Genomic DNA, 14,947 nt, shown 5'->3' on the forward strand with positions numbered 1-14,947 from the left:
GATACGCTTCTGCCGGACTATTGCGAACGACCGTTCTGTTGCTGCATGGCGCGCACGAAATCCGGCAGGCGGCGGCCTTCCTGGCTCGGGTAGCCGTCCCCTGCAACGAGTTCCCGGATGCGGTCGAGGCGGAAGGTCCGGAAATCCTCGCGCAGCTCGCACCACGCGGCGACCAGCCAGATGCCGCCCCAGAAATACAGGGCCAGCGGCCATGCGATGCGGCGGGTTGCCTGCTCCTGCGCATCGACATAATCCATGTGCAGCTTGCGCCGGTGGTTGATCGCTTGGCGGATCGCTTCCAGCCTGCGCCCGTGCAGGGGATCGACATGGAAGGCGGGAGCGAACAGCGGCGTGGCTTCGACGAAGTCGCGCTTCTCCCGGGGCAAGGCCAGCGTGATTTTCGCCAGCGCCGCCGCGCCCGACGCGCCGAGCTGCGGCCCGCCCCATGCCTGCACCATGCGGATGCCGGTGACGAGGGCATCGATTTCATCCGGGGAAAACATCAGCGGCTGCAGGTCGAAGCCTGCCTTGATGCGGTAGCCGATGCCGGCTTCGCCTTCCACCGGCACACCGGAAATCGACAGGTCGCGGACGTCACGGTAGATCGTGCGTTCCGAGACGGAAAGCCAGTCGGCGAGCTGCTTCGCTGTGGTCAGGCGCCGGCCGCGCAGGTATTGGGCGATCTGGAAGAGACGGTCGGCGCGGCGCATCAGGTGTTCACTCCCCGTGCTTCGCGCTCAGACCTGCTTCGGCTTGGCTTCCTCGCGGCGGTTGAAGCCCGCGACCATGTCGAAGCGGAACAGCCGGCATTCCAGCGCGCCGTTGAAGAACGGCGTCTTGCGCGATTCTTTCAGGCGCAGCATCTTTGGCAGCCCGAGGTCTGCCGTGAACAGGAAGACTTTCCAGCCCGGGAAGCGCTGCTTGAGCGTGGTGCTGAATGCGCTGTAGAAAGCAGCGGCCAGTTCATCCGGCGCTTGCGATTTGTCGCCGCGCACGCCGATGCGCTCGCCATAGGGCGGGTTGGTCAGGACGATGCCCGCTTCATCGCTCGGGGGCTTCACTTCCTGCGCCTCGATCTGCTTGAGCGGGACCTCGAACTGGATGCCGGCATTGCGCAGGTTGTTGCGCGTCATGACGATCATGTCGCCCGAAATGTCGCTGCCGAACAGCGTCGGCGTCGTGGGTAGGGGATTCGGCTTGAAGCTGCCCTTGATCGCGAACCATTCGTCGGCATTGAAATCGAGGAATTTTTCAAAGGCAAAGCTGCGGCGCGCACCCGGCGGAATGCCGGCGAGGATCTGCGCCGCCTCGATCAGGATCGTGCCCGAACCGCACATCGGATCGAACAGGACCGTGCCCGGCTGCCAGCCCGACACGCGCAGCAGTCCGGCGGCAAGATTCTCGCGCAGCGGTGCATCGCCGGTCTCCTGGCGCCATCCGCGCTTGAACAGCGCTTCGCCCGAAGTGTCGAGGTACACCGTATAGGTGTGCGCATCGAGAAAGCCGACGATGCGCATGTCCGGGGTGCGCGTGTCGACCGACGGGCGCTTCGAGTACAGGTCGCGGAAGCGGTCGCACACGGCGTCCTTGATCTTCAGCGTCGTGAATTCCAGGCTCTTGAGCGGGGACTTGATGGCGGTGAGGTCGACGCGGATCGTGTGGTCGACATCGAACCATTCCTCCCAGGGGGCCGCCAGCGTCAGGTCGTAGATGTCGTTTTCGTTCACGTACTTGCCGTGCGCAATGCGCATCAGCACGCGCGAGGCGATGCGGGAATGCAGGTTGATGCGATAGCTGTCGGCCAGCGCGCCCGAGCAGTGCACGCCGCCTGGCACCTGGTTGTGCACTTTCAGCGTCTTGCTCTGGCGGGCGATTTCGTTGAGCTCATCCGCGAGGGCAGCTTCGAGGCCGCGCGGGCAGGGGCAGAAAAATGAATGTGACATGGGGAACCCTTTATCCGTAAATTATCCGGCCAATGCCGGAGTCGTGTTATTTGGCGAAAGCGCGCTCGACGAAATCCAGCCGGTCCTGGCCCCAGAACCCTTCGCCGTCGACGATATACCAAGGCGAACCGAATACATTCTTGGCGATCGCCTCGTCGGTGTAACGGTCGAATTCGCCCTGTACGCTGGCAGTTTCCGACGATTTCAACAGCGCCTTGCCGTCGTGCCCGCATTCGAGCGCGATGGCAATGAGCGTGTCGGCATCGCTGATATTCCGTTCTTCCGCCCAAAGTGCGCGCATGATGGCGCCAGAGATGCTGAGTGCGGCATCGGTGCCATGCGCCAGGCGGGTGGCAATGATCAGCTTTGCCGCCGCATCGGGCGGCACCGGGAAAAATTTCGGATGCAGGTTGAGCGGCATCTGCAGGTGCTCGCTCCAGCGCTTGAGCTCGACCAGCCGGTAAGCTTGGCGCTGCGGCGGACGCTTCGCCAGCGGCAATCCACCCGAGACATTGAACACCTTGCCGATATCGCAGGGCTTCACCTCGACCTGCACGCCATGTTTCTTCGCCATTGCGACCAGGCGCTCGTGACCGAAATAGGTCCAGGGCGAGATCGGCGTAAAGAAGTATTCGCATACCTTGGTCATGGCTGCCTCCAGGCGGGAAATCAGAATGGTTTCAGGACGACCAGCACGACCGCGCCCAGCAGGCCGAGCGTCGGCGCCTCGTTGAACCAGCGATACCACTTGTGGCTGTGCGTGTTGGCGCCGTTCTCGAACTTGCGCAGCAGCACGCCGCAACCATGGTGATAGAACATCAGGAACACGACGATCGCCAGCTTCGCATGCATCCAGCCGTTGCCCGGCCCCTTGCCGACGCCGAAGCCCAGCCACAGCCAGAGGCCGAGCACCAGCGCCGGGATGGCGAGGATAGTCATGAAACGGTACAGCTTGCGTGCCATCGTCAGGAGGCGCGCGGTCGCGGCCTTGTCCGTTTCCATCGCCAGGTTGACGTAGATGCGCGGCAGGTAGAACAGTCCGGCGAACCAGGAGGCGACGAAGAAAATGTGCAGTGCTTTGACCCAGAGGTAGCCCATGGAAATCCTGTGTGTTGTTGTTATTCGCGAACTTCGCCGTGGCCGAATACCACGTACTTCAGCGAGGTGAGTCCTTCGAGGCCGACCGGGCCGCGCGCATGCAGCTTGTCGTTCGAAATGCCGATCTCGGCGCCGAGGCCGTATTCGAAACCGTCCGCGAAGCGTGTCGACGCGTTGACCATGACCGAAGCGGAATCCACCTCGCGCAGGAAGCGCATCGCGCGGGTGTAGTCTTCGGTGATGATGGCGTCGGTGTGCTGCGAGGAGTAGGTGTTGATGTGCTCGATCGCCTCGCCCATGTCGCCGACGATCTTCACGGCAAGGATCGCGGCGAGGTATTCGGTGCGCCAGTCTTCTTCGGTGGCCGTGGCCAGGTGCGGGTAGCCGGACAGGATCTTGCGCGCTTCGTCATCGGCGCGCAGTTCGACGTCCTTGGTGCCGTACAGTTCTGCAAGTTTCGGCAGCACCTGGGGCGCAATGCTGCGCGCGACGAGCAGGGTTTCCATCGTGTTGCAGGTGCCGTAGCGATGGCACTTGGCATTGAAGGCGACCTTCAGCGCCTTCTCGACGTCGGCCTTGTCGTCGATGTAGACATGGCAGATGCCGTCGAGGTGCTTGATCATCGGCACTTTCGATTCCTTCATCAGGCGCTCGATCAGGCCCTTGCCGCCGCGCGGGACGATCACGTCCACGTACTGCGGCATGGTGATGAGTTCGCCGACGGCGGCGCGGTCGGTGGTCTCGACGATCTGCACTGCGTCGGACGGCAGGCCGGCGCCGGCAAGGCCTTCCTTGACCAGCTTCGCCAGGGCCTGGTTGCAGTGGATGGCTTCCGAACCGCCGCGCAGGATAGTTGCGTTGCCGCTCTTGATGCACAGGCCTGCGGCATCGACGGTCACGTTCGGACGGGCTTCATAAATGATGCCGATGACGCCCAGCGGCACGCGCATCTGGCCGACCTGGATGCCGGTCGGGCGGTATTTCATGTTGGAGATTTCGCCGATCGGGTCGGGCAGCGAGACGATCTGCTCCAGGCCTTCGGCCATGGTGGCAATTGCCTTGTCGGACAGCGTCAGGCGGTCGATCATTGCCTCGGCCAGGCCATTGGCGCGCGCGGCGTCCAGATCCTTGCGGTTCGCGGCGCGCAGGGCATCCGCATTGCGGCGGATGGCGGCGGCAATCAGCGACAGCGCCTTGTTCTTGGCGCTGGTATCGGCCTTGGCCATGGCACGCGATGCCTTGCGTGCGCGCTGGCCGACGTCGTTCATGTAAGTCTTGATGTCCATGTCGTGACTCTGCTTCGATATTGCAAAATTGTAGGGTGCTCGGGCATCCTAACCGCGCGCGACTTTTAATCCCAACTGCAGCAGCGCATCCCACGCATCGCCTGCAAACGCCTTCGCGCGCAATCCCTTGACCATCTTATCGATTTGCGCGGCTTCCTGCAGCGCATGTTCCAGCGTGGAAAGCTTCAGGCGGCGCAGTGCTGGTTCCATCAGTTTTTCACGCGGCCCCCAGATGCGGTATTCCTTCAGCAGCATGCCGATGGCCTTGCCCTGTGCGACGCCGGCCTTGATCTTGAGCAGCGTGCGAATTTCTTCCGCCATCGCCCACAGGACCAGCGGCAGCGCCTCGCCTTCGCCTTTCAGGCCCTCGATCATGCGCACGAGGCGGGCGGTATCGCCGGCCAGCATCGCCTCGTTCAGCTTGAACACGTCGTAGCGTGCCACATTGAGCACCGCGTCCTGCACCTGTTCAAAACTCAGCTTGCCTTCCGGATAGAGCAGGGCGAGCTTCTGGATTTCCTGGTGCGCCGCGAGCAGGTTGCCTTCCACGCGGTCGGCGATGAAATCGATGCTCGGACGGTCCACACTCTGCTTTTGCGCCGCGAGACGGGTGCCGATCCAGGAGGGCAGGTGCGCGCGTTCCACGAGCGGGATATCGATGTACACCGAAGACTGCTGCAGGGCAGCCACCCAGGCGCTTTTTTGTGTCTGCCAGTCGAGCTTGGGCAGGGTAATCAGCGTGACGTTGTCCGGATTCAGTGAACCCGCATATTCCTGCAGCGCCTGGCCGCCATCCTTGCCGGGCTTGCCGGTCGGGATGCGCAATTCGATCAGCTTGCGGTCGCCGAATAGCGATTGCGACTGGTTGGCGGCGAGCAGTTCGCCCCATTTGAAGCTGCGCTCGACCACCAGCACCTCGCGCTCGGTCAGTCCCTGCGCGCGCGCCGTCCTGCGGATCTTGTCGGCGGCTTCCAGCGCGAGCAGGTGCTCGTCGCTGGTGATCACGTATAAGGGCGCGAGCGACTTCGCGAGATGGGCATCGAGGGCGTCGAGCCGCAGCTGCATGATGTTTCCTTACGCCTTGAGGGCGGTGAGGCGGCGCAGGATCTGCTGCACGACATCGGACTGCATGTCGCGGTACAGCATTTCCTCTTCCTTTTCCTTGGCGATGACCTGCGACTCGTTGAAGCTGATGTCGCGCTTGAGCACGAGCTCGGTCGGCGCCAGCAATTCCTTCTCCTTGCTGTCCTTCACGCGGAACTTCACGCGGTAGTACAGCGAGTATTCGCGCACGCGGCCCTGGGTGTTGAGGGTCAGGGTCGCCTTTTCGCGCGTTTCGTTCAGCACTTCAATGGTCGCCTGCGCCTGCTTCTGGTCGGTGACTACGGTCGTGTCGCCGCTGGCGCGGATATAGCGCCGCAGTTCGATGCCCAGCGGCGAGGTCTCCGCCGTGCCGATGTAAATCGTCTTGAACGGCAGACTGGCCTGGCCATTGGAGCCGCGCAGCTGGAAACCGCATGCGCTCAGCATGAGGGCTGTGGACAGGGCCAGGACGGCGCGGCGCTTCATGGGCATCTCCTGTGATCAGGCAACGATGTTGACCAGCTTGCCGGGCACGACGATGACTTTCTTCGGCGCGCCTTCGACGAACTTCTTCACGTTTTCGTTCGCCAGCGCGGCGGCTTCGATGGCGGCCTTGTCGGCATCCTTCGGCACCTTCACGCTGCCGCGCAGCTTGCCGTTGACCTGGACCACGAGCTCGATTTCAGCCTGTTCCAGCGCGGCCGGATCGACCTGCGGCCACGGTGCGTCGAGGATGTCGCCGAAAGCGACGTCCAGGCCGAGTTCCTGCCACAGCACATGGGTGATGTGCGGTGCGACCGGATACAGCACGCGCAGGAACACCGACAGGCTTTCCGCGATGACGGCATTGGTCTGGGCGGACTCGTCGAGCTTTGCGCCTTCCAGCGTGTTCAGCATCTTCATGCAGGCCGACACGACGGTGTTGTACTGCAGGCGGCGGAAATCGTGGTCGGCCTGTTGCAGGATCTTGTGGACTTCGCGGCGCAGCGCCTTGTGCTGCTCCGGCAGGACGCCGAAATCGACTTCCTGCGAGGACTTCACGCGTTCTGCCTGCGCATGGGCGAAGGCCCAGACGCGGCGCAGGAAGCGGTTCGCGCCTTCCACGCCGGCATCGTTCCATTCCAGCGTCTGCTCCGGCGGCGAAGCGAACATGACGAACAGGCGCGCGGTATCCGCACCGTACTGGTCGATCAGGTCCTGCGGATCGACGCCATTGTTCTTCGACTTCGACATCGTGCCGACGCCGTCGTACGAAACAGCCGAGCCGTCGCTCTTGAGCTTGGCGCCGACGATGCGGCCGCTTTCGTCATGGATGTTCTCGACTTCATGCGGCCAGAAATACTCGATCGCGCCCTGCGGCGTGCGGCGGGAATAAATATGGTTCAGCACCATGCCCTGCGTGAGCAGGTTGGTGAAGGGTTCGTCGACCTTGACCAGGCCGAGGTCGCGCATGACCTTGGTCCAGAAGCGCGCATACAGCAGGTGCAGGATCGCATGTTCGATGCCGCCGATGTACTGGTCCATCGGCATCCAGTAATTGGCGCCGCCGGCGACCATCTGCTCGTCGTTCTTCGGGTCGCAATAGCGCATGAAGTACCAGGACGAATCGACGAAGGTATCCATCGTGTCGGTTTCGCGGCGCGCGGGCTTGCCGCACTTCGGGCAATCGCAACGCAGGAAATCTTCGCGCTTGTTGAGCGGATTGCCGGAACCGTCCGGCACGCAGTCCTGCGGCAGCACGACCGGCAGGTCTTTTTCCGGAACCGGGACAGAACCGCAGCTGTCGCAGTGAATGATCGGGATCGGTGTGCCCCAGTAACGCTGGCGGCTGATGCCCCAGTCGCGCAGGCGCCAGGTGGTTTTCTTTTCGCCATTGCCCTTGGTGGCCAGGTCGGCGGCGATCTTGTCCACGGCGGCCTTGTAGTTCAGGCCGTCGTAGGCGCCGGAATTGACGGTCACGCCGCGCTGCTTGTCGCCGTACCATTCCTGCCATGCATCGGTGGAGTAGGTCTCGCCTTCGACGGCAATGACCTGCTCGATCGGCAGGTTGTATTTCTTGGCGAACGCAAAGTCGCGCTCGTCGTGCGCTGGCACGCCCATCACGGCGCCATCGCCGTAAGTCATCAGCACGTAGTTGCCGACCCAAACCTCGACCTGCTTGCCGGTCAACGGATGGGTGACGAACAGGCCGGTGGGCAGGCCTTCCTTTTCCTTGAGCGCCAGCTCGGCTTCGGTCGTGCCGCCACGCTTGCACTCCTCGATGAAGGCGGCGAGCTTCGGATTCGATGCTGCTGCGTGCGTGGCCAGCGGATGCTCCGGCGCGACCGCGCAGAAGGTTACGCCCATGATGGTGTCGGCGCGCGTGGTGAACACGAACAGCTTGCCGTCCTGAATCAGGTTGCCCTGTGCATCGCGGATCTCGTGCGGGAAGGCGAAACGTACGCCTTCGCTCTTGCCGATCCAGTTTTCCTGCATGATGCGCACACGCTCCGGCCAGCCGGGCAGCTTGTTGACGACGTGGTCGAGCAGTTCTTCCGCGTAGTCGGTGATCTTGAGGTAGTAGCCGGGAATCTCGCGCTTTTCCACCAGCGCGCCGGTACGCCAGCCGCGGCCGTCGATGACCTGCTCGTTGGCCAGCACGGTCTGGTCGACCGGGTCCCAGTTGACGACCTGGGTCTTGCGGTAGGCGATGCCTTTTTCCAGCATCTTCAGGAACAGCCACTGGTTCCACTTGTAGTAGCTCGGGTCGCAGGTCGCCACTTCGCGCGACCAGTCGATCGCCAGGCCCATCGCCTGCATCTGCTTCTTCATGTAGGCGATGTTGTCGTACGTCCACTTCGCCGGCGGCACGCCATTCTTCAGCGCGGCGTTCTCGGCAGGCAGGCCGAACGCGTCCCAGCCCATCGGCATCAGCACGTTGTAGCCGTTCATGCGCAGGAAGCGCGACAGCATGTCGTTGATCGTGTAATTGCGGACGTGGCCCATGTGCAGCTTCCCGGACGGGTAGGGCAGCATGGAGCAGGCGTAGAATTTTTTCTTTTCCTTGCCGTTGCGGTCCTTGGCGTGCTCGACGGTCTTGTACGCGTCGATGGCATTCCAGTGAGCGTGCGCCGCTTTTTCGACGTCGCCGGGAAGATATTTTTCTTGCATGGCGGATGAGGCTGGTGATGGTGGATGTAAACCAGCCATTATACCGCCCGGGAGGGGGTGTTGCGCCGCAGCGGCGGGGGAATTTCGGCGCAGATTCAGCGCAGCAGCAGGCGCAGGGGCGGTTTCTGGCCGCTCTCGATGCAGCGTTCGTTCACTTCGTCGCTGCATTCCTCGAGCGCTTCGAGGATTTCCGGCGCATTCCTGCGCAGAGTTTCTGCATGCAGGACCTCGATGCACAGCATTTCATCGGGGTTGAGCGCAAATTTCGTCATGCCGTCGTCATCGCGCAAGCCTCCCATGCAATCGATCCACGCATCCATGTTGCGACCGTAGAAATCGGGAAAGCCGAAGACGGCCTGGCATTCGGCGTGGAAGGTCTTCCAGTCCGTGATGCGGCGGCCGTCGAGCGATACGTCGGGCATGGCCTTATTTTTCCTTGGCGTCGGTGACGAAACCCAGCTTGTTCATGCCGTTGGTCTGGGCCGCCGACATGACGCGCGCAATGACCTCGTACCGCGTGGATTTGTCGGCGCGCAGCTGTAGTTCGGGCTGGGGATTCTTTTGCGATTCCTGCGCGAGCTTCGGTCCCAGGTCCTTCTCTTCGACCGGTTCGTTGTTCCAGAAGATCCGGCCTTCGCTGTTGATCGACAGCGTGATCGTTTCCGGCTTTTGCGGCGAGGCCGCGGCGGGGGCGTTTGGCAGGTCGAGCTTGATGGAGTGGGTGAACAGCGGCGCGGTGATGATGAAGATCACGAGCAGCACCAGCATCACGTCGACCATGGGCGTGACATTGATGTCCGACATCGGCGCCTGCTTCTGGTTGTCGTTGAATCCACCGAAAGCCATGGTGTGTCTCCTTATTTGCCGACGCGGGCGCCGGTGGTCAGGAAGGCGTGCAGGTCGTGCGCGAATGCGTCGAGTTCCGCCAGCGTGACACGATTGACGCGGGTAAATGCGTTGTAGGCGAGCACCGCAGGAATGGCGACGACGAGGCCGAGCGCGGTCATGATCAGCGCCTCGCCTACCGGGCCGGCGACCTTGTCGATCTGTACCGTACCGGTGGTGGAGACTGCGACCAGCGCATGGTAAATGCCCCACACGGTGCCGAACAGTCCGACGAAGGGCGCGGTCGATCCGACCGAGGCCAGCAGGGTGAGGCCGTTTTCCAGCCGCGACGATACTCGGTTGATTTCCTGGCGCAGGGTGCGCGTGATCAGTTCGCTCGGGTCGATGCTCGCATTCAATGAACCGGCCTGCGCGGTCACGTTGGCGGCTTCCGCGCTCTGGATTGCGAGCGGCGCATACACGTTCTCGCTGTCGGCATTCTTGACCACGGCGATGGCGTCAGTCAGTGTCGGCGCTTTCCAGAACCCTTCCAGAGCGCCGGCGCTGCGGCGGATGCGCCAGGAGCTCCATGTCTTCGAAAAGATGTAGTACCAGCTGACGACCGACATCAGCAGCAGCAGATAGGCGACCGAATGCGTGACGGCGTCGCCCTGGGCCCAATAATGCGCAAATCCGAGTGACTGGTTCATGTTGTGTAAAAAAGATTAATTGTTCTGAAGTTTAAACGGAATGGGCACCTGATACCACTCGGCCACCGGTTTGCCGTCGACGGTGGCCGGCTTGAAGCGCCAGCCCAGCACCGTCTTCCGGGCGGATTCGTCGAGGAGGGAATGGCCGCTCGACGTCTTGATCTCTACCGCGCCTGCCGTTCCCTCTGCTGTGACCAGCACGCGCAGGACGACCGTGCCTTCATCGCCGTTGCTGAGCGAAATGCGCGGGTAGGGCGGGGTACGATTGGTCGCTGCATAGCTCGCCTCGGACGCGCTGGTCCGTACTGGTGCAGATGGTGCGGGCGGCGCCGGCGGGGCGGCAGACGCAGGTGCTGGCGGTCCTGCAACAGGAGCGGGCTTTGTGTCCTGCGGAGCTGTCTGCGACGGGGCGGGCGACGGCGCAGCGACGTTCGGGGCGGGCCTGGGTTCGGCTGCCGGTTTGGGAGCGGGGCGCTCTTTTTTCACTGGCGCCGGCGTCGGAGCCGGCGGTTGCGGTGTAGGCAGTACAACCGGGGCTGGCGGAGGTTCTGGCGGGAGAAGCTGGACCTTCAGCGGTTCGCTGCGGGTATCCGGCTCCGGATCGGCATTCAGTCCGGCCACCACTGCCGCAATCAGCAAAGCATGCAGCAGGATGGTTGCGGCAATCGGCGCGGGTTTCGGCATGGGCGTGGCCTGCGCCTCGTTCCTTTACTTCAGGCCGAGGACGTCCTGCATGTCGTACAAGCCCGTCTTCTTGTCGGCGAGGAAGCGCGCCGCGCGGACACTGCCCTGGGCGTAGCTGAAGCGGCTGGAAGACTTGTGGCTGATCTCGATGCGTTCGCCGATGCCGGCAAACAGTACCGTATGGTCGCCAACGATGTCGCCGCCCCGGATGGTCGCAAAGCCGATCGACGATGGATCGCGCTCGCCCGTCACACCCTCACGGGCATACACTGCCACATCGTCCAGGTCGCGGCCGAGTGCGGAGGCGATGACTTCGCCCATCTTGAGCGCGGTGCCCGAGGGGGCGTCCACCTTGTGGCGGTGGTGCGCTTCGACGATTTCGATGTCGTAGCCGTGGGAAAAACTCTTCGCCGCCATTTCCAGCAGCTTGAGCGTCACATTGACGCCGACGCTCATGTTCGGGGCGAACACGACTGCGGTTTTCTGCGCGGCTGCCGCAATGGCGGCCTTGCCTGCTTCATCGAAACCGGTTGTGCCGATGATGACCTTGATTCCGTGCTGCGCGCAGTATTCGAGGTGCTTGAGCGTGCCTTCCGGACGCGTGAAGTCGATCAGGAATTCGGCGTTGGCCAGGCCTTTCGTCAGGTCGGACTCGATCGCCACGCCTGCCGGTTTGCCCAGGAAAGCCGCGGCGTCGGTGCCGATGGCTGGCGATTGCGGCACGTCGAGCGCGCCGACCAGTGCGGCATCGTCGGCGTTCTGGATAGTCTCGATCAGCATGCGGCCCATGCGGCCGGATGCGCCTGCAACAGCGATTTTCAGTTGGCTCATGTGATGCTCTTACTTGCCGGCGGTGCCGGCGATGAATGCGAGATATTCTTGTTCGGTCGGCAAAGTGTCGCCGTCGATGTTGACCAGGCGGTTGTCCTTGAAGAAGACCGATACGCGGCTGGCGATGACTTCGCCGCTGCTCTTCTTCAGGCGGAACACGTAATCCCAGCGGTCGGCATGGAACATGTCGGTCAGCAGCGGCGTGCCGAGGACGAAACGCACCTGCTCGCGCGTCACGCCTTCGCTGCGCTGCATGCCTTCCTTGAGTTGCGCGACCATTTCACGGGATACGAAATTGCCCTGCTGAATATCGATGCGATAAGGCGTGAGAAATCCCAGGAAGCGCTGGATGCCGGTCGGTTTTGACGTCGTCAATGCGCCCGGTGCGGATTGTCCGGCGGCCGGAGTGCTGGCGGCAGCCGGTTCGTCGATCAGGGGATTCTTGCTCGCGCAACCGGAAAGGACGGCGGCGAGGCAGAATGCGGCCGCAAGGGTTGAACGATCAGCACTGAAGGGCGACATTCGCATAAATGGTTCTCAATTCGTTGAGCAATCTGGCCAAAACGCTATATGATAAAGCAGATATACGGAAACCGACCAACAACATGACCAACACGCCTAATGATCTGAAAGCCAGCGGCCTGAAGGCGACGCTGCCGCGGCTGAAGATCCTCGAGATTTTTCAGACGAGCACGGTTCGCCATTTGAGCGCGGAGGATGTGTACAAGATTCTCCTGGCCGAAAACATGGATGTCGGTTTGGCAACGGTTTACCGCGTGCTCACGCAGTTCGAACAGGCCGGCCTGCTGCACCGGAACCATTTCGAAACCGGCAAGGCTGTGTTCGAACTGAACGTGGGATCGCATCACGATCATCTTGTCTGCCTCGACTGCGGCAGGGTGGAGGAGTTTTTCGATGAAGAGATCGAGAAACGGCAGCAGAAGATTGCGAAAGAGCGCGGGTTCGATATTTCCGAACACGCGCTGGCCCTGTATGGCCACTGCACCAAGTCCGATTGTCCCCATCGGTCCCGATAATCAGCTGGCAGCTTTCCTGAAATACTTGCATTTCCCGCCTGCGCCATCGGTTGCATGTCCACCAGTGGGACAATCCACCGACTGCGGCAGGCCGGCTTTTCCCCCCTGATGACTGCGAATTCCGAAACCAGAACCTATCCTCGCAAGGTCTTGCGTGCCCAGGCACGCGTTGCCCTTTTCGGCATGCCGGCCTTGCGGGCCAAGACCGTCGACGTGTCCCTTGGCGGCCTGTGCCTTATCGTGCCCGAGCAACTTCCGCCGGGGAAGATTTGCAACGTCGGATTCGAAGCGCCTTTGAACGGGCAGATGGTCCGCGTCTTTGCAGTCGCCAAGGTGGTCTACAGCATCCTGGCCGGAACGGATGGATTTCGTACTGGACTGCAATTTACCGAACTGGATGCGGCCAACAATAAGCTGCTGGCCGAAGTAATGATTTAGCGCGGATCGAGCCGGCTGCGGGCGTCAGTTATGACTGAGCGCGTTGGACAGCAGCTTGGCGGTGATGTCGACGATCGGGATGACGCGTTCGTAGGCCATGCGCGTCGGGCCAATGACTCCCAGCGTCCCCACGATCTTGCCATTGACTTCATAGGGGGCGGTGACGATGCTCATTTCTTCCATCGGCACGAGCTGGGATTCGCCGCCGATGAAGATCTGCACGCCCGTTGCCTTGCTCGATACGTCGAGCAGCTGCATCAGGCTGGTCTTGTGCTCGAACAGGTCGAACAGCTTGCGCAATGAATTCATGTTCGACGCCAGGTCGGTGACGCTGAGGAGATTGCGCTCGCCGGAAATGACGACGTCTTCCTCGCTTTCGGCCATCGCATCGCTGCCGGCCTCGACGGCGGCCTGCATCAGGCGCGTCATGTCGTCGCGCAACTGGCGCAATTCATTCTGCAGGCGGGTGCGCACCTCGTCGAAGCCCAGCCCCGCATAGTGCTGGTTGATGTAGTTCGCTGCCTGCACGAGTTGCGATGGCGTGTAGTCGACATCGGTCAGCAGCAGGCGGTTCTGCACGTCGCCATTCGGGGTGACGATCACGAGCAGGATGCGTTTCTCGGACAGCCGCATGAACTCGATCTGCTGGAAGACCGATTCATGGCGTGGCGTCATGACCACGCCGGCAAACTGCGACAGGGAGGACAGCATCTGGGCCGCGTTGGAAATGATCTTTTGCGGCGAGGCGGTCTGCAGGCGGGGCTGCAGTTTCGATTCCACGGTCGTTTCGTCGATCGGTTGCACGGTCAGCAGGGTGTCGACAAACATCCGGTAGCCGCGCGGCGTCGGTATCCGGCCTGCCGAGGTGTGCGGGCTGCACACATAGCCGAGCTCTTCCAGGTCGGCCATGATGTTGCGGATGGTCGCCGGAGACAGGTCGAGGCCGGAGATCCTGGAAAGGGCGCGCGAACCTACGGGCTGGCCGTCGGCGATATAACGTTCGACCAGGGCCTTGAGTAATGTTTGTGCGCGGGAATCGAGTTGCATACGATTATTCTACCGAGCCATGACAGTGGGTGCCAGAATATGTTGCCCGAAGGCGTCACCTGATATCGGCTGTTATCAAGGGTTTATTGCACATCCAGCCATCTCTCCAGTTCATACAGGTTGCCAAACACGGCATCCGGGCGGACCTGTTCGGGCAGCAACCGGTCCGGCCCGAGTTCCAGCCGGTTGATCCAGGCGGCGCGCAGACCTGCTTTCTGCGCCCCTTCCACATCCAGCAGCGGGTCGTCGCCGACATACAGTGCTTCGTCCGGAGTGACGCCAAGCGCCGTGCATGCTGCATGGAAAATCGCTGCGTCCGGTTTTGCAAACCCGATATGGTGAGCAGCCACCGAGACCTGGAAAAAGTGAGCCATCCCGATGGCGCGCAGATCGGCCACGCCATTCGAAACGGACCCGAGGATGATGCGCCCCTGCAGCCTCTCCAGAGCCGGCCGGACGTCGTCGAAGGGTGTCACTTCGTTTCGCGCTGTCGAAAACACATCCATTGCCTCATCCACCAGCCGCACGTCCAGCCCGGTCTCGGCAAACGCCTCGAACAGCACGGCCCGGCGCAACAGGCGCAGGTCCAGCTGGTATACCGGATCGGTCGCCATCAATTGCTGGCGCCGTTCGCGCATGCTCTCGATGGTGACGCGCTGCGCGACCGGCGGAGCGTGCAGCTTCAGCCACTCGTAGAGCAGCTTTTCCGCGCGCTTGATAACCGGCACGATCGGCCACAACGTGTCGTCCAGGTCGAACAATACGGCTCTTATGCTTGACATATGGGATCGGGTTCCTGCGTTTCAATGCCTGTA

The 14,947-nt window shown here is 62.2% G+C and carries 18 protein-coding genes; 2 read left to right on the forward strand and 16 right to left on the reverse strand.

Going from position 1 to position 14,947, the window contains the following annotated elements; all coding sequences use genetic code 11:
- Positions 1-17: 17 nt before the first annotated feature.
- The 14 genes from AC3WOY_RS18705 to AC3WOY_RS18770 form a co-directional block, all read right to left on the reverse strand.
- Entirely contained in the window at positions 18-710 is a 693-nt protein-coding gene (locus AC3WOY_RS18705; protein WP_492426446.1) for a helix-turn-helix transcriptional regulator, read from the reverse strand.
- Positions 711-737: 27 nt separating this feature from the next.
- Positions 738-1,943 (reverse strand): THUMP domain-containing class I SAM-dependent RNA methyltransferase, encoded by a 1,206-nt coding sequence (locus AC3WOY_RS18710; protein ID WP_492426448.1) that lies wholly within the window; start codon positions 1,941-1,943, stop codon positions 738-740.
- A 46-nt stretch (positions 1,944-1,989) separates the two neighbouring features.
- On the reverse strand, positions 1,990-2,592 hold the full coding sequence (locus AC3WOY_RS18715; protein ID WP_492426450.1) for a 2-hydroxychromene-2-carboxylate isomerase: 603 nt from the start codon (positions 2,590-2,592) through the stop codon (positions 1,990-1,992).
- Positions 2,593-2,612: 20 nt separating this feature from the next.
- Complete coding sequence (locus AC3WOY_RS18720; protein ID WP_492426453.1) at positions 2,613-3,041, reverse strand: CopD family protein; 429 nt, start codon at positions 3,039-3,041, stop codon at positions 2,613-2,615.
- Between the two features lie 20 nt (positions 3,042-3,061).
- Positions 3,062-4,327 carry a glutamate-5-semialdehyde dehydrogenase gene (locus AC3WOY_RS18725; protein ID WP_492426455.1) on the reverse strand — a complete coding sequence of 422 codons (1,266 nt, stop codon included), beginning with the start codon at positions 4,325-4,327 and terminating at the stop codon, positions 3,062-3,064.
- Positions 4,328-4,375: 48 nt separating this feature from the next.
- Positions 4,376-5,392 carry a DNA polymerase III subunit delta gene (holA, locus tag AC3WOY_RS18730; RefSeq protein WP_492426457.1) on the reverse strand — a complete coding sequence of 339 codons (1,017 nt, stop codon included), beginning with the start codon at positions 5,390-5,392 and terminating at the stop codon, positions 4,376-4,378.
- 9 nt (positions 5,393-5,401) lie between these two features.
- A complete protein-coding gene (locus AC3WOY_RS18735) occupies positions 5,402-5,896 on the reverse strand; it encodes an LPS-assembly lipoprotein LptE (RefSeq protein ID WP_492426459.1) in 495 nt (164 codons plus the stop codon).
- Between the two features lie 15 nt (positions 5,897-5,911).
- Positions 5,912-8,560, reverse strand: a complete 2,649-nt coding sequence (gene leuS / locus AC3WOY_RS18740) for a leucine--tRNA ligase (protein WP_492426461.1) — start codon at positions 8,558-8,560, stop codon at positions 5,912-5,914.
- A gap of 95 nt (positions 8,561-8,655) precedes the next feature.
- Positions 8,656-8,982, reverse strand: a complete 327-nt coding sequence (locus AC3WOY_RS18745) for a barstar family protein (RefSeq protein WP_492426463.1) — start codon at positions 8,980-8,982, stop codon at positions 8,656-8,658.
- A 4-nt stretch (positions 8,983-8,986) separates the two neighbouring features.
- Positions 8,987-9,406: an ExbD/TolR family protein gene (locus AC3WOY_RS18750; protein ID WP_492426465.1), complete on the reverse strand. Its 420-nt coding sequence runs from the start codon at positions 9,404-9,406 to the stop codon at positions 8,987-8,989.
- An 11-nt stretch (positions 9,407-9,417) separates the two neighbouring features.
- Positions 9,418-10,095, reverse strand: a complete 678-nt coding sequence (locus tag AC3WOY_RS18755) for a MotA/TolQ/ExbB proton channel family protein (protein ID WP_420476024.1) — start codon at positions 10,093-10,095, stop codon at positions 9,418-9,420.
- Between the two features lie 15 nt (positions 10,096-10,110).
- On the reverse strand, positions 10,111-10,779 hold the full coding sequence (locus tag AC3WOY_RS18760) for an energy transducer TonB (RefSeq protein ID WP_492426468.1): 669 nt from the start codon (positions 10,777-10,779) through the stop codon (positions 10,111-10,113).
- Between the two features lie 24 nt (positions 10,780-10,803).
- Positions 10,804-11,610 (reverse strand): 4-hydroxy-tetrahydrodipicolinate reductase, encoded by an 807-nt coding sequence (gene dapB / locus AC3WOY_RS18765; protein WP_492426470.1) that lies wholly within the window; start codon positions 11,608-11,610, stop codon positions 10,804-10,806.
- A gap of 9 nt (positions 11,611-11,619) precedes the next feature.
- Positions 11,620-12,138: an outer membrane protein assembly factor BamE gene (locus AC3WOY_RS18770; protein WP_492426472.1), complete on the reverse strand. Its 519-nt coding sequence runs from the start codon at positions 12,136-12,138 to the stop codon at positions 11,620-11,622.
- A gap of 77 nt (positions 12,139-12,215) precedes the next feature.
- On the opposite strand from AC3WOY_RS18770, the gene fur reads away from it, so the two are divergent.
- Both fur and AC3WOY_RS18780 read left to right on the forward strand, forming a co-directional pair.
- Positions 12,216-12,647, forward strand: a complete 432-nt coding sequence (gene fur / locus AC3WOY_RS18775; protein WP_492429360.1) for a ferric iron uptake transcriptional regulator — start codon at positions 12,216-12,218, stop codon at positions 12,645-12,647.
- Positions 12,648-12,755: 108 nt separating this feature from the next.
- Complete coding sequence (locus tag AC3WOY_RS18780; protein ID WP_492426474.1) at positions 12,756-13,085, forward strand: PilZ domain-containing protein; 330 nt, start codon at positions 12,756-12,758, stop codon at positions 13,083-13,085.
- 24 nt (positions 13,086-13,109) lie between these two features.
- On the opposite strand, the gene hrcA is transcribed toward AC3WOY_RS18780, so the two are convergent.
- Positions 13,110-14,132: a heat-inducible transcriptional repressor HrcA gene (gene hrcA / locus AC3WOY_RS18785; protein ID WP_492426476.1), complete on the reverse strand. Its 1,023-nt coding sequence runs from the start codon at positions 14,130-14,132 to the stop codon at positions 13,110-13,112.
- 83 nt (positions 14,133-14,215) lie between these two features.
- Positions 14,216-14,914, reverse strand: coding sequence for an HAD family hydrolase (locus AC3WOY_RS18790; RefSeq protein ID WP_492426478.1), 699 nt, complete (start codon positions 14,912-14,914; stop codon positions 14,216-14,218).
- Between the last annotated feature and the right edge of the window lie 33 nt (positions 14,915-14,947).

Source organism: Noviherbaspirillum sp. FW303-A3 (genome assembly GCF_058788695.1).